The 24,693-nt window shown below is 71.8% G+C and carries 18 protein-coding genes; 8 read left to right on the top strand and 10 right to left on the bottom strand.

The annotated features are described in order from the left end of the window. Positions 1 to 127: 127 nt before the first annotated feature. Together FJQ56_RS02880 and FJQ56_RS02875 are read right to left on the bottom strand one after the other, a co-directional pair. Positions 128 to 2,650 (bottom strand): bifunctional FO biosynthesis protein CofGH, encoded by a 2,523-nt coding sequence (locus FJQ56_RS02880; RefSeq protein WP_140007687.1) that lies wholly within the window; start codon positions 2,648 to 2,650, stop codon positions 128 to 130. 87 nt (positions 2,651 to 2,737) lie between these two features. Then, positions 2,738 to 4,921, bottom strand: coding sequence for an MMPL family transporter (locus tag FJQ56_RS02875; RefSeq protein WP_140007686.1), 2,184 nt, complete (start codon positions 4,919 to 4,921; stop codon positions 2,738 to 2,740). Positions 4,922 to 5,036: 115 nt separating this feature from the next. On the opposite strand from FJQ56_RS02875, the gene FJQ56_RS02870 reads away from it, so the two are divergent. Then, on the top strand, positions 5,037 to 6,572 hold the full coding sequence (locus FJQ56_RS02870) for an acyl-CoA synthetase (protein WP_140007685.1): 1,536 nt from the start codon (positions 5,037 to 5,039) through the stop codon (positions 6,570 to 6,572). 155 nt (positions 6,573 to 6,727) lie between these two features. On the opposite strand, the gene FJQ56_RS02865 is transcribed toward FJQ56_RS02870, so the two are convergent. Then, on the bottom strand, positions 6,728 to 8,590 hold the full coding sequence (locus FJQ56_RS02865) for an AMP-dependent synthetase/ligase (RefSeq protein ID WP_140007684.1): 1,863 nt from the start codon (positions 8,588 to 8,590) through the stop codon (positions 6,728 to 6,730). A gap of 113 nt (positions 8,591 to 8,703) precedes the next feature. Further along, positions 8,704 to 9,852: an acyl-CoA dehydrogenase family protein gene (locus FJQ56_RS02860; RefSeq protein WP_140007683.1), complete on the bottom strand. Its 1,149-nt coding sequence runs from the start codon at positions 9,850 to 9,852 to the stop codon at positions 8,704 to 8,706. 75 nt (positions 9,853 to 9,927) lie between these two features. On the opposite strand from FJQ56_RS02860, the gene FJQ56_RS02855 reads away from it, so the two are divergent. After that, the gene (locus FJQ56_RS02855) at positions 9,928 to 10,653 is read left to right on the top strand and encodes a MerR family transcriptional regulator (RefSeq protein ID WP_140007682.1); all 726 of its coding nucleotides are present in this window, start codon (positions 9,928 to 9,930) and stop codon (positions 10,651 to 10,653) included. 114 nt (positions 10,654 to 10,767) lie between these two features. On the opposite strand, the gene FJQ56_RS02850 is transcribed toward FJQ56_RS02855, so the two are convergent. After that, positions 10,768 to 11,805, bottom strand: coding sequence for an LLM class F420-dependent oxidoreductase (locus tag FJQ56_RS02850; RefSeq protein ID WP_140007681.1), 1,038 nt, complete (start codon positions 11,803 to 11,805; stop codon positions 10,768 to 10,770). A 100-nt stretch (positions 11,806 to 11,905) separates the two neighbouring features. Here FJQ56_RS02850 and npdG point away from each other — a divergent pair, with 100 nt between their 5' ends. Beyond that, positions 11,906 to 12,598, top strand: a complete 693-nt coding sequence (gene npdG, locus FJQ56_RS02845; protein WP_140009666.1) for an NADPH-dependent F420 reductase — start codon at positions 11,906 to 11,908, stop codon at positions 12,596 to 12,598. Between the two features lie 117 nt (positions 12,599 to 12,715). Here the strand turns inward: npdG and FJQ56_RS02840 are convergent, their stop codons facing one another. The 5 genes from FJQ56_RS02840 to FJQ56_RS02820 form a co-directional block, all read right to left on the bottom strand. Beyond that, positions 12,716 to 14,467, bottom strand: a complete 1,752-nt coding sequence (locus FJQ56_RS02840; RefSeq protein WP_140007680.1) for an ABC transporter ATP-binding protein — start codon at positions 14,465 to 14,467, stop codon at positions 12,716 to 12,718. Beyond that, entirely contained in the window at positions 14,464 to 16,182 is a 1,719-nt protein-coding gene (locus FJQ56_RS02835) for an ABC transporter ATP-binding protein (protein ID WP_246083958.1), read from the bottom strand. Before FJQ56_RS02835 ends, FJQ56_RS02840 begins: the two co-directional genes overlap by 4 nt. 115 nt (positions 16,183 to 16,297) lie before the next feature. Then, positions 16,298 to 16,840 (bottom strand): YbaK/EbsC family protein, encoded by a 543-nt coding sequence (locus FJQ56_RS02830; RefSeq protein WP_140007679.1) that lies wholly within the window; start codon positions 16,838 to 16,840, stop codon positions 16,298 to 16,300. Then, positions 16,837 to 17,154, bottom strand: a complete 318-nt coding sequence (locus FJQ56_RS02825) for a hotdog family protein (protein ID WP_140007678.1) — start codon at positions 17,152 to 17,154, stop codon at positions 16,837 to 16,839. The genes FJQ56_RS02830 and FJQ56_RS02825 overlap by 4 nt, the downstream gene beginning before the upstream one ends. Continuing rightward, positions 17,151 to 18,305 (bottom strand): PspC domain-containing protein, encoded by a 1,155-nt coding sequence (locus tag FJQ56_RS02820; protein WP_170215238.1) that lies wholly within the window; start codon positions 18,303 to 18,305, stop codon positions 17,151 to 17,153. The genes FJQ56_RS02825 and FJQ56_RS02820 overlap by 4 nt, the downstream gene beginning before the upstream one ends. A 144-nt stretch (positions 18,306 to 18,449) precedes the next feature. On the opposite strand from FJQ56_RS02820, the gene FJQ56_RS02815 reads away from it, so the two are divergent. The 5 genes from FJQ56_RS02815 (at position 18,450) to pcrA (ending at position 24,650) form a co-directional block, all read left to right on the top strand. After that, positions 18,450 to 19,727, top strand: a complete 1,278-nt coding sequence (locus tag FJQ56_RS02815; RefSeq protein WP_140007676.1) for an ATP-binding protein — start codon at positions 18,450 to 18,452, stop codon at positions 19,725 to 19,727. Positions 19,728 to 19,867: 140 nt separating this feature from the next. Continuing rightward, positions 19,868 to 20,476: a LuxR C-terminal-related transcriptional regulator gene (locus FJQ56_RS02810; RefSeq protein ID WP_281284674.1), complete on the top strand. Its 609-nt coding sequence runs from the start codon at positions 19,868 to 19,870 to the stop codon at positions 20,474 to 20,476. Positions 20,477 to 20,557: 81 nt separating this feature from the next. Then, entirely contained in the window at positions 20,558 to 21,091 is a 534-nt protein-coding gene (locus tag FJQ56_RS02805) for a hypothetical protein (RefSeq protein ID WP_140007674.1), read from the top strand. Beyond that, complete coding sequence (locus tag FJQ56_RS02800) at positions 21,088 to 22,149, top strand: hypothetical protein (RefSeq protein ID WP_140007673.1); 1,062 nt, start codon at positions 21,088 to 21,090, stop codon at positions 22,147 to 22,149. The genes FJQ56_RS02805 and FJQ56_RS02800 overlap by 4 nt, the downstream gene beginning before the upstream one ends. Positions 22,150 to 22,220: 71 nt before the next feature. Further along, on the top strand, positions 22,221 to 24,650 hold the full coding sequence (gene pcrA / locus FJQ56_RS02795; protein WP_140007672.1) for a DNA helicase PcrA: 2,430 nt from the start codon (positions 22,221 to 22,223) through the stop codon (positions 24,648 to 24,650). The last annotated feature ends 43 nt before the right edge of the window (positions 24,651 to 24,693 follow it).

The following is a 24,693-nucleotide window of genomic DNA, read 5'->3' as shown; positions in this document are numbered from 1 at the left end:
CTCGGGCGACCCCGACCCTGCCGTTCAGCCGGGACCATCGCCTCACCCCCACGGGCGCAACGGAAACCGTCGTGAAGAGGGCTCTCAGGAGCCGTGGTCGACGGTGCCGGAGACCGGCTGAGCCGGTTCAGCGCGTCGCGGGTACGCCGTACAGGGTGGTGCGCTCGCGGACCGGGCGGTCGATGCCGGCCCCGATCTCGACGAGCTCGGCGACAGTCTTGGCCGAGCCGTGCTCGGAACCGGCCATCCGCGAGATGGTCTCCTCCATCAGGGTGCCGCCGACGTCGTTGGCGCCGGCGCGGAGCATCGCGCGGGTCCCGTCGACGCCGAGCTTGACCCACGAGGTCTGGATGTTGTCGATGCGGCCGTGGAGCAGGATGCGCGCCATCGCGTGGACCGCCAGGTTGTCGCGCTGGGTGGGGCCGGGGCGCGCGACGCCGGCGAGGTAGATCGGCGCGCTGGTGTGGATGAACGGCAGCGGCACGAACTCGGTGAAGCCACCGGTCTCGTCCTGGATGCGGGACAGCACGCGCAGGTGGCCGACCCAGTGTCGGGGGTTGTCGACGTGGCCGTACATCATCGTCGAGGTCGTCGGGATGCCGACGCGGTGAGCGGTGCTCACGATGTCGATCCAGGAGCGTGCCGGCAGCTTGCCCTTGGTGAGCACCCAGCGGACCTCGTCGTCGAGGATCTCCGCGGCCGTGCCGGGCAGGGAGCCGAGGCCGGCCTCGCGGGCCTTGATCAGGAAGTCCTCGACCGACAGGCCGGTGCGGGCGGTGCCGTTGACCACCTCCATCGGGCTGAAGGCGTGCACGTGCATGTCGGGCACGCGCTGCTTGACCGCGGAGACGAGGTCGAAGTACGCCGTGGCGGGCAGCTCGGGGTCGATGCCGCCCTGCATGCAGACCTCGGTGGCGCCGAGGTCCCAGGCCTCGACGGCGCGGTCGGCGACCTCGTCGAGCGAGAGCGAGTAGGCGTCGGCGTCGGTACGCCGCTGGGCGAACGCGCAGAACCGGCAGCCGACGTAGCAGACGTTGGTGAAGTTGATGTTGCGGTTGACCACGTAGGTCACGTCGTCGCCGACCACGTCGCGGCGCAGGCCGTCGGCGAGCGCGACCACCTGGTCGAGCAGCGGTCCCTCGGCCGTCATCAGGGTCAGCGCGTGCTCGTCGGACAGGTGGCCCGGGTCGGCCTCGGCGGCGGCCAGGGCCTCGCGGCCCTCGGCGTGCAGCACCGACGGGGCGCCGTCGATCAGGGAGGTGCCGGCGGCGGCGTCCTTGACCTGGTCCCAGTCGCCGTAGACGTCGGCGAAGTCGGAGCGGCGGTCGTCGGTGCGGCCCTCGGCGTCGACCGAGGCGTGCAGGTCGGTGCGGCCCACGGACGCGAACCCACCGTCGGGCTCCTGCCACGGCGACCCCACGGGCCGTACGCCGGGCACGGCGAGCCCTTCGTCGGTCGCGAGCGCCGCGACGTGGGCCGAGACGCGCGGGTCGAGCCACGGCTCGCCGGCGCGCACGTACTCGGGGTGCACGGTGAGCCGGGCCTGCAGGTCGAAGCCGCACTCGGCCGTGATCGAGCGGAGCCGCTCGAGCGAGGGCCAGGGACGCTCGGGATTGACGTGGTCGGGCGTCAGGGGTGAGACCCCGCCCCAGTCGTCGACGCCGGCGTCGAGCAGGGCGCGGCACTCGGCCAGGTCGACGAGGTTGGGCGGCGCCTGGACCCGGGCCTTGGGCCCCAGGACGAGACGGGTGACCGCGATCGCGGCGCGGTAGTCGTCGAGGTCGAGGTCGTCGGTGTGACGCATCGCGGTGTCGGGCTTGGCGCGGAAGTTCTGCACGATCACCTCCTGCACGGAGGCGAACTGGGTGGAGACCTTGCGCAGCGCGAAGATCGTCTCGGCCCGCTCGGTGAGCGTCTCGCCGATGCCGACCAGCAGGCCGGTGGTGAAGGGGATCGACAGGCGCCCGGCGTCCTCGAGCACGCGCAGGCGGACCGCGGGGTCCTTGTCGGGGGAGCCGAAGTGGGCCTCGCCCTTGGTCTCGAACAGCCGACGCGAGGTGGTCTCGAGCATCATCCCCATCGAGGGCGAGACGGGCTTGAGGCGGTTCATCTCCTCCCACGACATGACGCCGGGGTTGAGGTGGGGCAGCAGCCCGGTCTCCTCGAGCACCCGCACGGCCATCGCGCGCACGTAGGCGAGGGTGGAGTCGTAGCCCTTGGAGTCGAGCCAGTCGCGGGCCTCGGGCCAGCGGTCCTCGGGCCGGTCGCCGAGCGTGAACAGCGCCTCGAGGCACCCCATCGCGGCGCCCTGGGTGGCGATCTCGAGGATCTCGTCGGGCGACATGAACGGCTCACGGCCCTCGCGGGCCGCGTGTCCCGGGGTCTCCACGAACGTGCAGTAGTGGCACCGGTCGCGGCACAGCTTGGTGATCGGGATGAAGACCTTGGGCGAGTAGGTCACCACGCCCGGACGCCCCGCGTGCACCAGGCCCGCGTCGCGCACCTTGGCCGCGGCGGCGGTCAGCCGGTCGAGGTCGGCGCCGGTGGCGGCCAGCAGCACGGTGGCCTCGGCCACGTCGAGTGCGGCGCCCCGCTCGGCGCGTGCCAGGGCGCGGCGTACCTGCTGGGGGGTGGGGGCGGCGTCGCTCATCTCGGTCAACGGTAACGCTCACCCCCCGCCGGCGGACCGGGTGGCCCGCTGGGCGGAACGTGTTCTAGGCAGGCTTTGAGAAGGTGGTCACACGCCGACCGACTCCTTGGTCGGCTCGTCGTCCTCCGGCTCCAGCGGCCGGTTGTCGGCGTCGAGCCTGCTCGGCCACCAGATCCGGCCGCCGAGGTCGAGGTTGAGGGCGGTCACCAGGACCGAGCGGACGATGAGCGTGTCGAGCAGGACGCCGAGCGCGACCGCGACGCCGAGCTCGGTGAGGAACACGAACGGGATCGTGCCCAGCACCAGGAAGGTCGCGGCCAGCACCAGGCCGGCCGAGGTGATGACGCCGCCGGTCGACGACAGCCCGATGAGCGTGCCGCGTCGGGTGCCGTGGGTGGCGGTCTCCTCGCGGATCCGGGTCATCAGGAAGATGTTGTAGTCGATGCCGAGCGCCACCAGGAACACGAACGTGAACAGGGGGAACCCGGGATCGGCGTAGTTGAACCCGTCGGCGTTGTCGAAGATCGGCAGCCGGGTGAACACCTCCTGGAACAGCACCGTGGAGATGCCGAGCGCGGCACCGAACGACAGCACCACCGTGCCCATGAGCAGGACCGGTGCGAGAAGCGAGCGCAACAGTCCGATCAGGATCAGGAACACGACCACCAGGACGATCGGGATGATCACCAGGTTGTCGCGGTTGGAGGCGACCTTGGTGTCGAGGTAGAACGCCGACCCGCCGCCGACGAGCGCACCCGCACCGTCGATGCCGTGGACGGCGTCGCGCGTCGCCTCGACGATGTCGAACGCGGCCGGTGACGAGATGTCCTCGGAGAGGGCGGCCTCGACGTAGGACCGGCCACCGCCGATGTCACGGACCTCGGTGAGCGACCCGAGTCCGTCGACGCTCTCGAGCGCGGCCGTGACCTCGTCGAACCGGTCGGTCTCGGCCACCACCTGCACGGTGTTGGAGGAGTCCTGGAGCCCGTGCTCGGTGAGGATGCGCTGCCCGATGATGGAGTCGAACTCCTTGGTGTAGCTGTCCTCGGTCGACATGCCCGACGCGTCGAGCTTGAACAGGCCGAGGCAGGCGAGGACCAGGATCCCGGCCGTCACCACCCAGACCATGCGGGCCCGGGGCACGATGCGGTTGCCGACCCGAGACCAGAACCCGGACGCGGTCGGCTCGGGGCTGCCGAACCGGGGTCGCATCGGCCAGAACAGCCACCGTCCGCAGATGACGAGCATGGCCGGCAGCAGGGTGACCATCACCAGCACGGTGACCGCGACCCCGACGGCCAGGACCGGGCCGAGCCCGGCGGTGGAGTTGAGGTCGGCGAAGACCAGGCACAGCAGGCCGACGACCACGGTCGCCGCGCTGGCCAGGATCGCCGGCGCCGCGCGGTGCAGGGCGAACGCCATGGCCTCGTGCCGGTCCTCGTGGCGGCGCAGCTCCTCGCGGTAGCGGGCGACGAGCAGCAGGGCGTAGTCGGTGCCCGCGCCGATGACCAGGATGCCGAGGATCGCCTGGCTCTGCCCGTTGACGGTGAGGCCGGCGTACTTGGCGAGCAGGTAGATGACGCCGGCGGCCACGGTGTAGGCGACCGCCGCGCTGACGATGGGGAGGACCCACAGCACCGGGCTGCGGTAGGTGAAGAGCAGGATGACGATGACGACGAGGAACGTGGCGCCGAGCAGGGCGCCGTCGACCCCCTCGAACACCTCGGCGGCATCGGCGGCCTGCCCGCCGAACCCGGCGAGGTGGACCTGGACGCCGTCGATCGTGGCGATGTCGCGGATCTCGTCGGCTGCGGCCGGGATCTTGGCCCACCCGTCCTTGCCGAAGTTGAAGGTGAGGTAGACGTAGGCCACCTCGCCGTCCTCGGAGACCAGCGGGGGGACCGGGGCGCCGGTCGCGGCCAGCTGCTCGGCCTTGGCCGGGGTCAGCACGCCGGCCTCGGTGACGCCGGAGATCTCGGCGATCTTGCCGGCCTGCTCCTCGATGGCGGCGAAGTCGTCGTCGCTGAGCGGCTCGTCGCGGCTGTAGACCACGAGCGTCGGGATGTCGTTGGGGTCGACCGTCGCGGACAGGGCGTCGGCCACCTTGGTGGACTCGGCGGACTCGGGGAGCCACGAGGACGCCTCGTTGTTCTGGACGTCGGCCAGCTGGGAGCTGAAGGAGCCCATGAGGCCGGCGATGACGAGCACCCCGACGAGCACGATCCACTTGGTGATGCGGCCGGTCAGCCGACCGGCGATCTGACGGTGCATGGAGTCACCCTTCCAGGGGTGTCGACGTTCGGCATCGGGGTTTCCCCCGATAGACCGGCGCCGGGACGCAAACTCATCTCTGGTTCCCTGACGTGGCGACTGACACAGTCGTGACATGTATCCCGGCACCTGGGCCACGACCCACCCCGACAAGCCCGCCCTGGTGATGGCCGGGTCCGGCCGCACCCTGACCTACGCCGAGCTCGACGACCGCAGCCTGCGCCTGGCCCACCGGCTGCGCGCGGCGGGCCTGCGGCCCGGCGACGTCGTCGCCCTGGTCAGCGACAACACGCCGGAGGCCTACGAGGTCTACTGGGCGGCGCTGCGCTCGGGTCTCTACATCACCGCCGTCAACCACCACCTCAGCGCCGACGAGGCGTCCTACATCGTGCGCGACTGCGGGGCGCGGGCCCTGGTGGTCTCAGCGGCCAAGGCTGCGCTCGTCGAGGCCCTCGACGTCGACGTCGAGGAGCGGCTGGCCTTCGGCGGCCCGGTCGCGTCGTACGGCGACTACGAGGCCGCGCTGGCCGACGCCGGCGACGACCCGCTCCCCGAGCAGCCGCACGGCGACGACCTGCTCTACTCCTCCGGCACGACCGGGCGACCCAAGGGCATCAAGCTGCCGCTGCCCGACTACGCCGTCGACGAGCCGGGCTACAAGTACGTCACCATCTTCGGCGGGCTCTACGGCTTCGACACCTCGACGGTCTACCTGTCGCCGGCGCCGGTCTACCACGCGGCGCCGCTGCGGTTCGGCGGCGTCGTGCACGCGCTCGGCGGGACGCTGGTGATGATGGAGAGGTTCGACCCGGAGGACTTCCTCGCGGCCGTCCAGGAGCACCGGGTCACGCACACCCAGATGGTCCCGACGATGTTCGTGCGGCTGCTCAAGCTCGACGAGCCGGTGCGGGCGTCGTACGACCTGTCGTCGCTGCGGTGCGTGGTGCACGCGGCCGCGCCCTGCCCGGTCGAGGTCAAGCACCGGATGATCGAGTGGCTCGGCCCGATCGTCAACGAGTACTACGCCTCCACCGAGGCCAACGGCGGCACCATGATCGACAGCGAGCAGTGGCTGGCCCACCCCGGATCGGTCGGGGTGCCGCTCATCGGCCGGCCGCGCATCTGTGGCCCGGACGGCGCCGAGCTGCCGGCGGGCGAGATCGGCACGCTCTACTTCGAGCGGGAGGAGTTCGAGGGCGCCCCGTTCGAGTACCACAACGACCCGGACAAGACGGCGTCCACGCAGCACCCGGACCACCCCAACTGGACCACCGTCGGCGACCTCGGCTACCTCGACCCCGACGGCTTCCTCTACCTCACCGACCGCCAGGCCTTCATGATCATCAGCGGCGGCGTCAACATCTACCCGCAGGAGATCGAGGACCTCTTCTCCCTGCACCCGGCCGTCCTCGACATCGCCGTGCTCGGGGTCCCCGACGACGAGATGGGGGAGCGCGTCGTCGCCTTCGTGCAGCCGGCCCCCGGCGTCGAGGGCGACGAGTCCCTGGCCACCGAGCTGACGTCCTACGCCCGCGAGCGGATCGCGCACTTCAAGGTGCCGCGCGAGATCCACTTCCGCGACGAGCTGCCTCGCACCCCCACCGGCAAGATGGTGAAGGGGAGGCTCAGGGAGGAGTACGCGACGAGCTGACCTCGACCTGCGTCGGCCGAGGTGTGGGGCGCCCCAGCGCCCCCGGTGGGAGTTTCACCACTTCAGCGGTGAAACTCCCGCATCTGTCACGAAGTTTCGTCGTACCGGCAGGAGTTTCACCACCGCGGTGGTGAAACTCCCAACGGGGTCGGGCCTCAGCCGTAGAGCCGGTCCAGCACGTCGGAGTACTTCGTGTTGACCACGCGCCGCTTGAGCTTGAGCGTCGGGGTCAGCTCCTCGGACTCGGCGGTCCACTCGGTCGGCAGCAGCTCGAAGGCCTTGACCTGCTCGGGGCGGGAGAGCCGCTCGTTGGCCGCGTCGACGGCGGCCTGGGCGATGGCCAGGATCTGCGGGTTCTGGGCGAGCTCGGCGAGGTCGCTGAACTCGATGCCCATGCTGGCGGCGACGACCGGGGCGACCTCGCCGTCGAGGGTCAGGATCGCCACGACGTAGGGGCGGTTGTCGCCCACGGCCATGGCGTGGCCGATGATCGGCGACTCCTTGAGGTAGTTCTCGATGTTGGACGGCGCGATGTTCTTGCCGGCCGAGGTGATGATCAGCTCCTTCTTGCGGTCGACGACCGCGAAGAACCCGTCGTCGTCGAGGGTGCCGATGTCACCGGTGTGGAGCCAGCCGTCGGCGTCGATGAGGGCTGCGGTCGCCTCGGCCTGGCGGTGGTAGCCCGGCGTCACGACCGGTCCGCGCACGAGGATCTCGGCGTCGTCGCCGAGCTTGACCTCCATGCCGGGCGTCGCGCGCCCGACCGTGCCGAGACGGAAGCCGCCGGGGCCGTTGGCGGTGATCGCGCCGCAGGTCTCGGTCATGCCGTAGACGTCGAAGACGGTCAGCCCCAGCCCGGCCATGAACCGGGCGACGTCGACGGGCATCGGTGCCGCGGCCGAGCCGCACCAGGTGACCTGGTCGAGCCCGAGGATCAGGCGTAGGAAGCCGAGCATGGCGGCGTCGGCCTCGGCGTACGCCTGCTCGATCTCGGGGGTCATCACGCCGCCCACCTCCTGGGCGGAGATATAGGCGAGCCCGGCCGCCATGGCGTCCTCGACCAGCTTGCGGCTGGCCGGGTCGGGGTCGGCGGCGAGCTTGGCGGAGATGCCGGTCTTGATCTTCTCCCAGACCCGCGGGACGCCGAAGAACGCCGTCGGGTGCACCTCGCCCAGCGTGGCCAGCAGCTGGGACGGGTCGCCGATCGCGTGCACGTGGCTGCCCTGGATCTGGGGGCCGTAGAGCCCCAGCACCCGCTCGGCGATGTGCGCCAGCGGCAGGTAGCTGACACCCACCTGCGGGTCGAACAGTCCGGCCGCCTCGAGGGTGGACTGCGCCTCGTAGAGCACGTTGTGGTGCGTGAGCACGACGCCCTTGGGGTTGCCCGTCGTACCGGACGTGTAGAGGATCGTCGCCGGCGAGTCGGGGCTCAGCTCGCCGGCGCGGGCGGCGACCTCGGCCTCGTGCTCGGCGCGGTAGGCCGCCCCGTCGGCCAGCAGTTGGGTCCACGTCGTGAACCGGTCGTCGCCGGCCGGCGCCTCGGCGTCGATCAGGACGACGGTCGTCGTGCTGGGCGTCTCGGCCAGCGCCCTCTGCCAGCGCGCGAGGTGGTCGGGGGTCTCGAGGAACGCGACCTTGGGCTGCGACTCGGAGGCGACGTAGGCGACCTGGTCGGGCGAGAGGGTGTTGTAGATCGACATCGGCGTCGCCGCCGCGTGCACGGCCGCGATGTCGGCGACGAAGTGCTCGATGCGGTTGGTCGCCATGATCGCGACCGTGTCACCCGGCTGGACGCCGAGACCGATGAGCGCGCCCGCGACGTCGAGCGCCAGCTCGCGTGTCTGGCTCCAGGTCAGGGTGCGCCACGCCTCGCCCTCGGGGACGTCGTGCTTGTCGGAGTACGCCGGGTGGTCGGCCGCCGACGCGGCGGTCTCGGCCAGGGCGGTGGGCAGGGTGCGCCCCTCGACCAGGGCCTGGACCCGGGCTCGCTCGGACAGGACGTCGGGGCTCTGGGGCATGTCTCTCCTGGTGGGTTCCGTCGACTGCAGGCGTGGCGCGCGTCACACGTGGCCACAGTGTGGCGAACGTGCGACCCGCGCGGAAGGTTTCCTCCCGATCGGGGAGGGTCGGCTCAGACGCCGAGCATCCGGCCGATGATCTCCTTCTGGATCTCGGTCGTGCCGCCGTAGATCGTCTGGATGCGGGAGTCGACGTACGCCTTGGAGATGGGGTACTCGGACATGTAGCCGTAGCCGCCGTGGAGCTGGACGCCCTGGTCGGCGAACTTCTTCTGCAGCTCGGTGGTCCACCACTTGGCCATCGACGCCAGCGAGGTGTCGACCTCGCCGGCGTTGAGCTTGAGGATGCAGTCGTTGACGAACAGGCGGGCGATGTAGACCTCGGTGGCCATCTCGGCCAGCATGAAGCGGTTGTGCTGGAACTTGCCGATCGGCTTGCCGAAGGCCTCGCGCTCCTTGGCGTAGGTCAGGCACATCTCCATGATGTTCTCCATCGCGGCGACGGCGATCGCGGCGATCGAGATGCGCTCCTGGGGCAGGTTGACCATCAGCTGGATGAAGCCCTCGCCCTCCTTGCCGAGGAGGTTCTCCTTGGGCACCAGGACGTTGTCGAAGAACAGCTCGGCGGTGTCCTGGGCCTTCATGCCCATCTTGTCGAGGTTGCGGCCGCGCTCGAAGCCCTCCATGCCGCGCTCGACGACGAGCAGGCTGATGCCCTGGTGGCCGGCGTCGGGGTCGGTGCGGCACACGACGATGACCAGGTCGCTCATGATGCCGTTGGAGATGAAGGTCTTGGAGCCGTTGAGGACGTAGTGGTCGCCCTTGTCGATCGCGCTGGTGCGGATGCCCTGCAGGTCGGACCCGGCGCCGGGCTCGGTCATCGCGACCGAGGAGATGAGCTCACCGCTCACCAGGCCGGGCAGCCAGCGCTGCTTCTGCTCCTCAGTGCCCAGGGAGCTGATGTAGGGGACGATGATGTCGGTGTGGACCGGGAAGCCGAGCCCGCTCGCGCCGACCCGACTGATCTCCTCCGCGACGATCGCGTTGTAGCGGAAGTCCCTGATGCCGGCGCCGCCGTACTGCTCGTCGACGTCGAAGCACAGCAGGCCCATCTCGCCGGCCTTCGTCCACACCTCGCGGCTGACCTGGCCGTCCTTCTCCCACTGGGCGTGGTGGGGGACGACCTCCTTGTCCATGAACGCGCGCACCGAGGAGCGGAAGTCCTCGTGCTCCTGCTCGTAGATGGTCGGGGTCTCGGGCATGCTGTCCTCCATGGGTCATCGGTGTCGCCAGTGCGGGTGTGCCACTCTTGATGTGACAGTACTACTGTCATCGTCATGAGCGCAGCCCCCGAGGTCGACCCCGACCTGCTGACGATCGACGAGCTCGCCGCCGCCGTCGGTACGACGGTCCGCACCACGCGCTACTACGCCAGCCTCGGTCTCGTCCCGCCGCCGGTGCGGCAGGGGCGCATCGCCTACTACGGCCCGGTCCACCGGGCGCGGCTCGAGCTGGTCCGCGCGCTGCAGGACCACGGGTTCACGCTGCAGGCCGCCGAGCGCGTGCTCGGTTCCATCCCGGTCGACGCCAGCGTCGAGGAGCTCGCGCTGCAGCGCGCGATGCTTACCTCGTGGTCCTCCGAGCCCCCGGAGGTCCTCACCCGACGGGCGCTGGAGGCCAAGGCCGGACGCCGGCTCTCCGCGGCCGACCTGGAGCTGCTGACCCGGCTGGGTGCCGTCGAGCAGGCCGACGGCGGCTGGCGGGTGATGGCGTCGCTGCCGGTCGGCCTGGGGCTGCTCGACGTCGACGTGCCGCGCGAGAGCCTCGGCCTCGCCGAGGCCGCCATCCGCCGCCACATGGAGGCCCTGGCCGACGAGCTCACCACGATCCTGCACGAGCAGGTCCTCGAGCCCTACCGCCGTGAGAGCACCTCGCCCGACGACGCCCGCCGCCTGGAGGAGACTGTCTCCACGTTGCGGCGGCTGACCCTCGAGGCCGTCGTCCACGGCTTCCAGCGCGCCGCCAACGCGGTCATCACCCGGTCGCTGGCTGCGCGCGACTGATCCGCGCAGGCGTTGGGAAATTCTCCGCTCAAGTGGTGAAACTCCCGCCGCCCACACGAAGTTTCGTCCTAGAACCAAGAGTTTCACCGCCCCAGCGGTGAAACTCCCAACGGGTTAGCCGACGATCTCCTTGAGCTCCGCCAGCGTCTTGGCGGGGTCGGCGGAGGCGGGCATCACGTTGAGGTGGGTGATGCCGGCCTCGCGGAAGGCCTCGACCCGCTCGGCGACGTACGACGCGGGGCCGACGAGGTTGGCCGCCTCGAGCCACTCCTCGGGCACGAGCGCAGCGGCCTGGTCCTTCTTGCCGGACAGGTAGAGGTCCTGGATCTCGGCGGCCTCCTTCTCGTAGCCGTACTGGACCGCGAGGTCGTTGTAGAAGTTCTTGCCGCGCGCGCCCATGCCGCCGACGTACAGGGCGAACATCGGTCGGGCGAAGTCGAGCATCGACTTCACCTCGGGGCCCTCGCCGATCGCGAGGACGCCGCCGCCGGTCATCTGCAGCGGGCCGAGGTCGGCCGAGCGCTTGGCCGCACCGGCCGCGAGCGGACCGCCCCAGGTCTCCTTGACCTTCTCGGGGTAGACCAGGTGCGGCATCCACCCGTCGGCGAGCTCGGCGGTCATCTCGACGTTCTTGTCGCCGAGTGCGGCGACCCAGATCGGTACGTCGGCCCGCTCGGGCTTGGTGAGCAGCTTGAGCGGCTTGCCGAGCCCGAGTCCCTGGTCGGCTGGGAGTGGCAGGGTGATGTCGCGGCCCTGGTGCTCGAGCTTCTCGCGGCGCAGGCCCATCCGCACGACCTCGATGATCTCGCGGGTGCGGCCGAGGGGTCGGGTGTAGGGCATGCCGTGGAAGCCCTCGATGACCTGCGGGCCGGACGCGCCGAGACCCAGGATCGCGCGGCCGCCGGAGACGTTGTCGAGGCCGGCGACGGTCTGCAGCAGCGCACCGGGGGTGCGGGAGAAGACGTTGAGGATGCCCGAGCCGATCTGGACCTTCTCGGTCTTGGCGGCGAGGTAGCCCATGAGCGTGGGGGAGTCGAAGCCGTAGGCCTCGGCGACCCAGACCACGTCGAGCCCGGCCCTCTCGAGGTCGACGACCTGGTCGGCGGCGGCACGCGGGTTGCCGTCGTACATGAGCATCGTGGACAGCTTCATGGGCGCTCCTGGGAGTCGACACTGACAGTGGAACTGTCACGATAGCCCAGGAGGCGGTCCGGCTCCGAAGGGGTGACCGGTGGCTGGCATCATCGCCGCCATGAGCAGCTACCGCATCGCCGTCATCGGGGGCACCGGCCCGCAGGGCAAGGGCCTGGGCTACCGCTTCGCCCGCCACGGCCACACCGTCGTCCTCGGCTCGCGCGCCGCCGAGAAGGCCGTGCCCGTCGCCACCGAGGTCACCGAGCGGCTCGCCGGCGTCGACGGCGCCGGCGAGGTCACCGGCGCGAGCAACTCCGACGCGCTGGCCGGCGCCGACGTCGTGCTGCTCGCCGTCCCGTACGACGGCCACGACGAGCTGGTCGCGTCGCTTGCCGAGAGCGGCGCTCTCGACGGCAAGGTCGTCGTCTCCTGCGTCAACCCGCTGGCCTTCGACAAGCAGGGCCCCAGCGGCCAGGTGGTCGACGCCGGTGAGGGCTCGGCCGCCGAGTCGGCGCAGCGCCTGGCCCCCGGTGCCCACGTCGTCGGCGCCTTCCACCACGTCTCGGCGGTCACCCTGTGGGGCGACCGCGACCTGATCGAGGACGAGGACGTCCTCGTCGTGGGTGACGACAAGGACGCCAAGGCCGTCGTCATCGAGCTCGCCCGCTCGCTGTCGGGCCGTGACGGCATCGACGCCGGTCGCCTCCGCCTGGCCCGTCAGCTCGAGCCGCTGACCGCCGTACTCATCTCGATCAACAAGAAGTACAAGATCCACTCCGGCATCCGGATCACGGGTTTCGACGCCCACTGATCGCCCGGCCCGGGGTCAACCGGGCTTGTTACTGACCGTTGCGACTGCTGGCATGCGCGTTGAAGCGCTGCCCAGCAGTCCGAACGGTCAGTAACAAGCCAGCCCGGCCGCGCCCGCTCAGCCGCCGTTCCACGACCGCCACAGGGCGGCGTAGGAGCCGTCGGCGGCGACGAGTTCGTCGTGGGAGCCGAGCTCGGCGATCCGGCCGTCCTCGACGACCGCGACGCGGTCGGCGTCGTGGGCCGAGAAGAGCCGGTGGGCGATGGCGATCACGGTGCGCCCCTCGAGCACGGCGGCCAGCGAGCGCTCGAGGTGGCGCGCGGCCCGCGGGTCGATGAGCGAGGTCGCCTCGTCGAGCACCAGGGTGTGCGGGTCGGCGAGGACCAGGCGCGCGAGCGCGACCTGCTGGGCCTGGGCCGCGCTCAGCGCGCGACCCCCTGAGCCGACCACCGTGTCGAGGCCCTCGGGGAGCGCGTCGGCCCAGTCGAGGGCGTCGACAGCCTCGAGCGCGGACCGCACCTCGGCCTCGCCCGCGCCCGGCGGGGCGGCGAGCGCGAGGTTGTCGCGCAGCGTGCCGACGAAGACGTGGTGCTCCTGGGTGACCAGGGCGACGTGGCCGCGCAGGTCGCCGAGCGGCAGCTCGACCAGCCCGACGCCGCCGACGGTGACAGACCCAGTGCGCGGCGGGTGGATGCCGGCGAGCAGGCGGCCCAGCGTCGACTTGCCCGCCCCGGAGGGGCCGACCATGGCGATCCGCTCGCCGACGCCGACCGTGAGGTCGATGCCGTGCAGGACGTCGCGACCCTCGACGTAGGAGAACCGGACGTCGTCGGCGGCGATGGCCTCGCCGCTCGGGACCCGTCCCGACACCGAGCGGTCGTCGGGCACCTGGGCCACGCCGAGGAGCCGGGCCAGCGACGCGGCACCCATCTGCAGCTCGTCGAGGATCGCCACGACCCGGTCGACGGGGTCGATGAGCATCTGCACGTAGAGCGTCGCGGCGGTGACGTCGCCCAGCGAGACCGACCCCTGCGTGTAGAGGTAGCCACCGAAGAGCAGCGTCATCACGGTCGGGACGAGGTAGCTGATCTCCATGCTCGGGAAGAACACCGTACGCAGGTGCAGCGTGTAGCGCTCGGCGGCGTACGACTCGCGCACGTCGTCGTCGATCGCGTCGACGCGCTCCTGTCCGAGGCCGAGGGCCTCGACGGTGCGGGCGCCCTCGACGGTCTCGGTGAGGGTCGCGTTGATCTGCGAGTACGACGCGGACTCGCGCAGGTAGCCGTCCTTGGCGCGGGCGAGGTACCAGCGCAGCCCGATCACCAGCGGTGGCACGCCGAGCAGGCACGGCAGGGCCACCCACCACCCGACGCTGATCGCCGCGGCGAAGGTCAGCACCGCGGTGACGACCGCGATCGTCCACTCGGGCAGCGCCCAGCGCACCGACCAGCCGAGCTGGTCGACGTCGCGCCCGGTGCGGGTCAGCAGGTCGCCGGAGCCGGCCGACTCGACGACGCCAACCGGCAGGGCCAGCGTGTTCTCGACGAAGTCCTCGCGCAGCTCGGCCAGCACCTGCTCGCCCAGCACCTGGCTGACCAGTCGGGCGTAGCGCGTCAGGAGCGTCTGCAGGACCAGGAACCCCGCCAGCAGCAGGATGATCCGGTCGACGTGGCCGGTGGTGGTGCCGTTCTCGACGGACTCGACCAGCCCGCCGAGCAGGCGCGGCGCGGCCAGGCCGGCGACGGCGGCGAGCACGTGCAGGCCCAGGGCGCTCCACAGCAGCCGTGGGTGGCGCTTGGCCAGGTCGACGGCGTAGCGGCGCAGTGAACGGCTGTCGGCGACGGGCAGCTTGGTCCCGGCGGTGCTCATGCCGTCGTCACCTCCTCGCGCGTGACGACCGAGCGATAGGCCGGCACCTCGCGCAGCAGGTCGGCGTGGGTGCCGACCGCGACGACGACCCCGTCGCGCAGGAACGCGACCTCGTCGACGGCGTCGAGCATCAGCGGGCTGCTGGTGACCACGACGGTCGTGCGGCCGGCGCGGTGCTCGCGCAGCCGCGACGCGATCCGCGCCTCGGTGTGGGCGTCGACGGCCGACGTCGGCTCGACGAGCACCAGCACCTCGGGGTCGCCGGTGAGCACGCGGGCGAGTACGAGCCGCTGCCGCTGACCGCCGGAAAAGGTACGGCCGCGCTCGGCGACGACGGTGTCGAGACGCTCGGGCAGGGCGTCGAGGATGTCGTCGGCGCTGGCGGTCTCGAGCGCCCGCTCGAGGCGCGCACCGCCGGCGCCGGTCACGTCGAGGCGGTCGCCCAGGCGCCCGGAGAACAGGGTCGCGCCGGTGTCGGAGACGACGATGCGACGGCGTACGTCGGCCCGCGGCAGCGCCGTCAGGGGTACGCCGCCCAGCGTCACGTCGTCGTCGGGCTCGGGCGCGCACAGCCCGAGCCGGTCGGCCAGGTCGGCCGCGTCGTCGGTGGGCTCGCTCACGACGGCGACCATCGTGCCGGGGCGCACCCGCAGGCCCGACCGGGCGTCGGCGAGCTCGGCGCCGGACGGGGGAGCCTCGGTCGCCGTGGCGGGCTCCTCGACCTCGGGCTCCAGGGCCAGCAGCCGGCAGACCCGGGAGGCGGAGACCCGCGCCCGGATGACCTTGTTGGCGAACTCGGTCGCGGTGCGCAGCGGGATCATCAGGAACGCCGCGTAGCCGTAGAACGCCACGAGCTCGCCGGGGCTGATCCGGCCGGTGACGGCGTACCGCGCACCCAGCCAGACGACGACGACCACGAAGACCCCGGGCAGGAACACCTGCAGCGCGTCGAGCAGCGACTGGACGCGCGCGACCGAGACCCCGGCGCGACGGGTGGCCTGCGACTCGCGGCGGTAGCGGTCGAGGAAGACCTCCTCGCCGCCGACGCCGCGCAGCACGCGCAGCCCGCCGACGATGTCGCTGGCGGTGTTGGACAGCTCGCCGGTCAGCTGGCGCTGGGCCGCGCTGCGCTTCTGCAGGGGCGAGAGCAACGGCCCGATCAGCAGCATCAGGCCGGGCACGCCCAGCAGCACCAGGAGCCCGAGCGGCGTGGAGGTCTGCAGCAGGATCACCGCCACCAGCACGAACGACACGACGGCCCCGCTGAACCGGGCGCTGACGTCCATCACCTGCCCGAGGTGGGAGATGTCGCTGTTGCCGATCGCGACGACCTCGCCGGTCGACACCTTGCGCGACAGCGTGCCGCCCAGGTGGACGGCGTGCCGCCCGGTCAGCTGCACGGTCCGGTAGGCCGCCGTGAGCCAGTTGGTCACCGCGAACCGGTGGCGCATGATCCCGGTGAACGCCTGCAGCAGACCGATGCCGAGCATCAGCGCAGCGAACCCGAGAAGCGCCGAGCCGTCCTTATCGGAGACACCCCGGTCGATGGCACGCCCGATCACCGCCGGCATCACCGCCTGGCAGCTCATCCACACGATCCCGAACGCCATGCCCCCCAGCAGGGTCTGCCGCTGGCCCTGGGCCAGCCACCAGAGGAACCGCATCGGCGAGCGGTGGTCCGCCGTCCCGGGATGGTCGAGAGGGAGGCGTCGCACCCGGCGACGGTACGGACTCCGACCCCTCGTGATCCAACCGTTATCGCTCACCCGTCGCCCATGGGCGACGGGTCGATCTCAATCTCGCGGTGACCCGTCGCCCATGGGCGACGGCTCAGCCGGCCAGCCCCTCCACGACCTCGGCACCGGGCAGCAGCGGCAGCAGGCGGCCGGGCACGAGCAGCTTGGAGCGGCGTACGCCGGACCCGATGACGGCCACGTCCATCTCGGCCACCCGGGTGTCGAGCAGCAGGCGCCAGTCGGCCGGGAGGCCGACGGGGGTGATGCCGCCGTACTCCATGCCGGACTCCTCGACGGCGCGGTCCATCGGCAGGAACGAGCACTTGCGCACGTCGAGCAGGCGCTTGACGAGGGTGTTGACGTCGGCGCGGGTGTCGGCGCGCACCAGGCAGGCCGCGACGCGCTCCTGACCGTCGCGCCTCCCGGCGACCACGACGCAGTTGGCGCCGGTGTCCATCCCGATCTCGTAGGCCTCGGCCATCGCGGCGGTGTCGGCGACGGCGGGGTCGATCTCGACGACGCCGACCTCGGCCGCGTGCTCCCAGCCGGCCAGGACGGCGGCGACGGGAGGGGCGAGGAGGTCGGTGCGGTCGAGGGCGGGGACGGTGGTGATCCGGCCGAGGGAGGGAGTGCTCACTCCGTCATCCTGCCCGCCGGCTCGCCGGCCGGGCCCACCCATCCCGTCTGCTGCTGGGCGACGCGGCGCCGGTCGGAGGTGATCAGGCCGACCAGGCCGGCGAGGCCGGCCAGGACCCACGGCACCGGCAGCAGCCAGCGCACGTCGTCGCCCTGGACGACGTCACCGGCGATGAGCGCCCACACGACGGTGAGGCCCGCGAACGCGACCCCCATGACGAGGTGGGCGATGGTGACCGGGTGGCGGCCGGACCCGCGTGCGGGGTCGGGGTCGGGGGTGGGGGCGGACGTGGGATCGGGGGTGGGGGTGCTCATCGGTTCGGGTCCTCTCGGATGACGTGGATCTCGCCGAAGACGGTGCTCACGTCGAGCGTGAGCTCGGGCGCGTCCGCGCCGCCGTCGAGGGTGGTGGTCTGCTCGCCGTCGCCGAGCCGGTCGCCGAAGACCCGGACCGAGCCCTCGTCGATGGTGCTGCGCACCACGACGTCGAGGTCGTCCGGCACCCGCACCTCGATCCGGCCCGCGACGCCCAGCTCGACCTCGACGGTGCGCCCGTCCAGGGCCTCGGGGTCGACGACCTCGGTGAGGTCGAGGTCGATCGCGCCGAAGGCGAGGTCGTAGCGGTCCTGGACGCCGTTCGCGGTGGTGGGGGTGGCCTCGATGTGGCCCGCGTCGGCCTCGGCCGCGACCGTGGCCCCGGCCGTGGCGACCGCGGAGACGAGCCCGAGCAGGATCAGGCCGCCGGCCCGTCCCCAGAACGCGCCGAGCAGCAGCAGCGCGGCGCTCGTGCCCAGGGCCACGGCGGGGTACGCCGAGCCGGCGACGTCCGCCCCGGCGAGGTCGACGACCCCGAGGGTGCCGGTGCCCAACGCGATCAGCGCGAGGGCGTACCAGAACAGCACCGGCCCGCGGCGCCGCGTCGCCACGGGCTTGACCGACGGCACGTAGGACGGCACGTACGCCGGCCCGTAAGAAGGCCCGTACGCCGGCCCGCCCGGGGGCACGACGGGCTCGCGCAGGAGCGGGTGCAGCCGGGGCTCGCCACCCCGGGCGAGTAGCACCACGAGGACCGCCACCCCGGCCACCACGATCGGCCACGGTGGTCCCCACCCGCCGAGGCTGTCGCCGACCAGGGCCAGCGCCGCGATGGCCCCGGCGATGACCAGGACGACGCTGCGACTGCGCTCGTCGAGCCGGACGGGGACCTCCTCGGTGCCCTCGGTGGGCACGACGAGCCAGATGACGGCGTACAGCAGGATGCCGGCGCCGCCGAAGAAGATCAGGACCACCAGCAGGACCCGGGGGATGACCGGGTCGATGTCGAGGTGACGGGCCAGGCCGCCGGCGACGCCGGCGATCTTGCGGTCGTCGCGGGAGCGGCGCAGCCGGGTCAGGTCGCGGATCTCGTCGCGGGTGACCCGCGGCCCGGTCGGGTCCGGGGGTGCTTCGGTGGGGTTGGTGGTCATGGCTCCAGCGTGGTCCTCGGGCGGCCGTCCCACCATCGGGGACGCCCCTGATCCTCGCGCCCCGCCGGGGGGCTCGGCCTCAGGGTCGGACCGGGGTCTCACCTCATGGGGCGGCGCCGCTCGCTGTGTGACGATGGATCCGAGATGACCACGTTCCCCGATGCCCCGGTGCGCCAGCACCGCCGCGCGTCGCGCGACCTCGACGACGCCACGGTCGGCGGGGTGGCCTCCGGGCTGGCGCACCACCTGGCCTGGCCGGTGCTGTGGGTGCGGCTCGGGTTCGTGGTGACCACCGCGCTCGGCGGGCTCGGCCTCGCGCTGTACGCCGCCTTCTGGGTGCTGCTCCCGGCGGGGCCGGGCTTCACCCACGCGGCTCCCGGTCTCGAGAGCGCCACCCGTGGTGGCCGGCGCCCCGGCGTACGCCGCCGGCTCAGCGACGCCGGTCCGGTGATCGTGCTCGGGGCCATGGGTGTCGCGGCGATCCTCACCGTCGAGGCGGTCCTGGGCCGCGGCGCGGTGTTCTGGCCCGTGGCGATCGCCGTCGTCGGGGTGGCGCTGCTGTGGCGCCAGGCCGACGAGGCGCAGCGTGAGCGCTGGTTCGACACAGGGCGGGTCGACCCCGTGCGCATCGTCTTCGGCTCGGGCGGCTGGGCCTCCTACGCCCGGGTGGGGATCGGCCTGGCCCTGCTGCTGGCGGCGCTGTTCGTGCTCGGCTTCGACCAGGGCTCGCTGCGCCAGGCGCGCGGCTCGGTCATCGCCGGAGGGCTGGGTGTCCTGGCCATCGGCCTCGTGCTCGGGCCGTGGGTGTGGCGGTTGGCCACCGAGCTCACCGAGGAGCGGGCCGAGCGCGTGCGCACCCAGGAGCGGGCCGACGTCGCCGCCCACCTGCACGACTCGGTGCTGCAGACCCTCGCCCTGATCCAGAAGAACGCCGGCGACCAGGCGACGGTGTCGCGGCTGGCCCGCGCCCAGGAGCGCGACCTGCGGTCGTGGCTGTTCGCCGACGAGGCGACCGACGAGTCCTCGGTCGCCAGCGCCCTGCGCGGTGTGGCCGCCGAGGTCGAGGACGCCCACGGCACCAGCGTCGACGTCGTCACCGTCGGCGACGCGGCGTACGACGACTCCCTGCGCGCCGTCGTCGCGGCCACCCGCGAGTCGCTGACCAACGCCGCCCAGCACGCCGGCGTGCCCCGCGTCGACGTCTACGCCGAGATCACCGACGCCGCCGTCGACGTGTTCGTCCGGGACCGGGGGGTCGGCTTCGACCTCGCCGACGTCGCCGAGGACCGCCACGGAGTGCGACACAGCATCATCGACCGGATGCGCCGCCACGGCGGTACCGCCGAGGTCCGCTCGGAGCCCGGCAGCGGCACCGAGGTCCGGCTCCACCTGCCCCGCACCCGACACGGAGACCCCACATGACTGCCCCCGAGCCCGCCGGCGCCAACCGGACCGACGACCTGACCGACGAGCTGGCCGACCCGGCCGACGACCCGGCCGACGACCTGGCCGACGACCTGGCCGACGACCTGGTCACCGTGGTCATCGTCGACGACCACGCGATGTTCCGCCGCGGCGTGCGCGCCGAGCTCGAGGCCGCCGGTGCGGGCGTCGTCCGGGTGCTCGCCGAGGCCGCCGACGTCGACGAGGCCGTGCGCGCCGTCGCCGAGCACGCACCCGACGTGGTGCTGCTCGACGTGCACCTGCCCGGCGGCGGGGGAGCGGCGGTGATGAGCCGCTCGCCCGGCACGTCGGCCCGGTTCCTGGCCCTCTCGGTGAGCGACGCCGCCGACGACGTCATCGGGACCATCCGCGGCGGAGCGCGCGGCTACGTCACCAAGACCATCACCGGTGCCGAGCTGGTCGCCGCGATCAGGCGCGTCGCCGAGGGCGACGCCGTCTTCTCGCCGCGCCTGGCCGGCTTCGTGCTCGACGCGTTCGCCGGCTCGATCGTGCCGGCCGCCGTCGACGAGGACCTCGACCGGCTCACCGAGCGCGAGCGGGAGGTGATGCGCCTGATCGCCCGCGGCTACGCCTACAAGGAGGTCGCCAAGGAGCTGTTCATCTCGATCAAGACCGTCGAGACCCACATGTCCTCGGTGCTGCGAAAGCTGCAGCTCTCCTCGCGCCACGAGCTGGCGCGCTGGGCGTCCGACCGTCGGCTGCTGTGAGTCCGACGCGTCGCTGACGCGTTCACCGGGTGTTCACCACGACGCCGCCCACCGTTGCCCTGGCGCGGAGAGGTCCGTCCCATGACCTACTCCGAAGCCGAGAAGGGCGAAATCCGCAGCGACATCACGCTGCTGTACCGCGCCGGACGGATGGACTTCCCGGACCGCGCTGCCGACGTGGCGACGGTGACCTCCCGTCTCAGCGAGCTGATCGACAACCTCAACGGGCGCGCCGCCCAGCTCGGAGACCCCGACGTCACCCAGCACATGCTCGCGACGTGCGCCGACGTGCACAACGCCCTGGTCCGCACCGTGACGACGCTGAACGACTGCGCCGTCGGGCTGGTCCACATCGCTGACGACTTCGTGGCCCGCGACGAGTTCGCCCGTGAGGTCTTCAACGGGCTCAACCAGGGCCTGACCACGGGGCCGATCGCCCAGGCCACCGTGCCGAACGAGATCATCCCCGAGCACCTCCTCCAGGACGGCGACGGGGACGAGTACACCTCGGCCCCCGACGTGCAGTCGCCCGAGGACGAGCTCGACGACCGCAACGACCAGCTCGACAGTGACCAGGACGCGCTGCCCGAGCCCGACGTGGAGGTGGCCGGATGACCTTCGACCTCGGCGAGTTCAACGACGTCTGCCTGTCCATCGAGCACCGCCTCGGGATCCTGCGGGCCAACGAGGCCGTGCGCGAGTGGTGGCACTCCTACCAGGCCGAGCTGGGGCCGAACTACCCGCGCAGCCCCTTCGCCCTCGGCTACCAGTCGACCCCCGCCGAGGTCGACTACTGGGTCGACTTCTACTACACGGGGATGCCCGAGTTCGAGGGTGACCTGGACGCCCAGGGTCCCCAGGCGGCCCAGGTGCAGGCCGTGGCCGAACAGGCCTGGAACAACGGCCGCGGGTGGGCATCGGGCATCGGCGGCTACCTGATCGACATGTGCTCGCCGTTCACCCGTCCCCAGGCCAGCTACCTGCGCGAGGCGGCCGACGACTTCTCCAGTGTCCGGACGCTGCTGCAGGGCGCCGTCCCGGCGAACTGGACCGAGCTCAACGTCGACGACTGGCAGGGCGAGGCGCACAACCAGTTCCAGGCGTTCATCGCCCAGCTCTTCGACTCCATGCAGCAGTACGAGCTCTACCTCGCGCACGCCGAGAACTGGTTCGCCTCGGCGTCCGCCTTCGCCCTGCAGACCCAGAACGGGCTGTTGCCCTTCCTGCGCGAGGTCGACGACCAGCTCGACCTGCAGCTCAAGGAGTGGTCGATCACCCAGGGCAGCCCGATGGACCGGTCCGGGCCCAACCCGAAGGTCGCCGACGTGCTCTCGATCGGCCGGCAGATCATCGGGCTGATCCCGCCCGCCGACAAGGCCGTCTCGACGGTCGAGGACGTGGTCGGGCTGACCGGTGACGTCCTGGCCCTGTTCGGGGTGGATCCCGACCTCTCCCAGCCGGCACCGTTCAAGGTCTCGACCGCCGAGGAGATCTACACCGGTCTGACCTCGACGCTCTACGACAAGCACCTGACGCCGTTCGACGACAGCCTCACCGAGATGGCCACGCGCACCCAGGAGGTGCGGTCGGTGATCGAGGGCCTCGGTAGCCGGTGGTACCCGCCCGAGGTGCCCGGCGCCAGCGCGCCCGAGTGGGAGCACAGCCTGGAGTGAGGCTGGCGTGAGGCTGGGGTAGCCGGTGGCGGTCTGCGGCTGTCGGTGGGCGGTCGTAGGCTGGGCGCAGCATGAGTGCCCAACCCTCCCTCGACGGACTCGCCGTCGGCGACCCCCAGGACCCCGACGAGCGCCCGGCCCGCCGCGGGCCCACGCCCGACGAGCTGCTCGAGGGTCTCAACGACCCGCAGCGGGCCGCCGTACGCCACGCGGGGCACCCGCTGCTCGTCGTGGCGGGTGCCGGGTCGGGCAAGACCCGGGTCCTGACCCGGCGGATCGCCTGGCTGATCTCCGAGCGCAAGGCCCACCCGGGCTCGATCCTGGCCATCACCTTCACCAACAAGGCCGCGGCCGAGATGAAGGAGCGCGTCGAGGAGCTCGTCGGCCGGCGCGCCCGGCTGATGTGGGTGAGCACCTTCCACTCCGCGTGCGTGCGCATCCTGCGCAAGGAGATCGACAAGCTGGGCTACAAGTCGAGCTTCTCCATCTACGACGCCCAGGACCAGAAGCGGCTGATGGCCCTGGTGGTCAAGGACCTCGATCTCGACGCGCGGCAGTTCCAGCCCGGGCCGGTGCTGCACTGGGTGAGCAACCACAAGAACGAGCTGCGCGACGCCCAGCAGGCCGCCGCCGACGCCAAGAACGGCGTCGAGGAGAGCTACGCCGCCGCCTACACGCTCTACCAGCGGCGCCTGCGTGAGGCCAACGCCCTCGACTTCGACGACCTGATCATGATGACGGTCCACCTGATGCAGACCTTCCCCGAGGTGCGCGAGACCTACCGCCGCCGGTTCCGCCACGTGCTCGTCGACGAGTACCAGGACACCAACCACGCGCAGTACGCCCTGATCCACCAGCTGTGCGCCGACGACCCCGAGCTCACCGAGGGCGAGCGGATCGAGCCGGCCGAGCTGATGGTGGTCGGTGACGCCGACCAGTCGATCTATGCGTTCCGCGGCGCCAACATCCGCAACATCCTCGACTTCGAGCAGGACTTCCCCGACGCCACCTCGATCCTGCTGGAGCAGAACTACCGCTCGACCCAGACCATCCTCACCGCAGCCAACGCGGTCATCGGCCACAACCAGGGCCGCAAGGACAAGAAGCTGTGGTCCGACGCCGGTGACGGCGAGCGGATCGTCGGCTACGTCGCCGACGACGAGCGTGACGAGGCCCGGTTCGTCAGCGACGAGATCGACAAGCTCACCGATGACGGCAAGCGCGCCGGCGACGTCGCGGTCTTCTACCGCACCAACGCCCAGTCGCGGGTGTTCGAGGAGGTCTTCATCCGCACCGGCCAGCCCTACAAGGTGGTCGGGGGCGTGCGGTTCTACGAGCGCCGCGAGGTCCGCGACGCGTTGGCCTACCTGCGGATGCTCGTCAACGCCGACGACTCGGTTTCGCTGCGCCGCATCCTCAACGTGCCCAAGCGGGGCATCGGAGACCGGGCGGTGGCCTGCGTCAACGAGCTGGCCGTGCGCGAGCGGGTCACCTTCTGGGACGCACTGCGCCGCGCCGACGAGGCCCCCGGCCTGGCGACCCGGTCGCTGACCAACATCCGGGGCTTCGTCGCCATGGTCGAGGAGCTGCAGGCGATGGTCGAGGCGGGTGAGCGCGCCGACGTCGTCCTCGACCACGTGCTGCTCAAGTCCGGCTACCTCGCCGAGCTCGAGGCCTCCGACGACCCCCAGGACGCCACCCGCGTCGACAACCTCGGCGAGCTGGTGGCCGTGGCCCGCGAGTTCTCCGACGACCCCCTGGCCGGGCCCTCGGCCGACCCCGCCGACGTCGAGGCCGACCTGGTCGCCCCCGGCCTCTCCGACTTCCTCGAGCGCGTCGCCCTCGTCGCCGACTCCGACCAGATCCCCGACGACGACGACACCCAGGGCGTGGTCACCCTGATGACCCTCCACACCGCCAAGGGGCTGGAGTTCCCCACCGTCTTCCTCACCGGCCTCGAGGACGGCGTCTTCCCTCACTCACGCTCGCTCGGTGACCGCGTCGAGCTCGAGGAGGAGCGCCGCCTCGCCTACGTCGGCATCACCCGGGCCCGCGAGCGACTCTTCATCTCCCGGGCCGTGGTCCGCTCGGCCTGGGGCGCGCCGTCGCACAACCCGGCGAGCCGCTTCCTCGACGAGCTCCCCGTCGACCTCGTCGACTGGCGCCGTACCGAGGCCGCGCAGACCAGCTGGAACCGCCCCGACCTCGCCTCGTCCTCCCCGGCGTACGGCAGTGGTGGCGGCGGCTTCGGCCAGCCGACCGCCGCCGGCCGACGCCACTTCTCCGCGGCCGCGGCCCGTGCCGACGCCGACGCCAAGTCGATCCGCAACCGCACGATCCCCTCCCTCGACCCCGGCGACCGCGTCACCCACGACTCCTTCGGCCTCGGCACCGTCGTGGCCCTCGAGGGCCAGGGCGACAAGACGATCGCCTCCATCGACTTCGGGTCCGGCCCGGTCAAGCGGTTGCTGCTGCGCGTGGCCCCGATCCAGAAGCTCTAGTCCGCGCCCTCACGTCGGTCGAGGTGTGAGGCGCGCTAGCGCC

Origin of the sequence: Nocardioides plantarum (assembly GCF_006346395.1) — a bacterium.
Lineage (GTDB): Bacteria > Actinomycetota > Actinomycetes > Propionibacteriales > Nocardioidaceae > Nocardioides > Nocardioides plantarum.
This window is presented reverse-complemented; position numbering and strand designations above follow the sequence as displayed.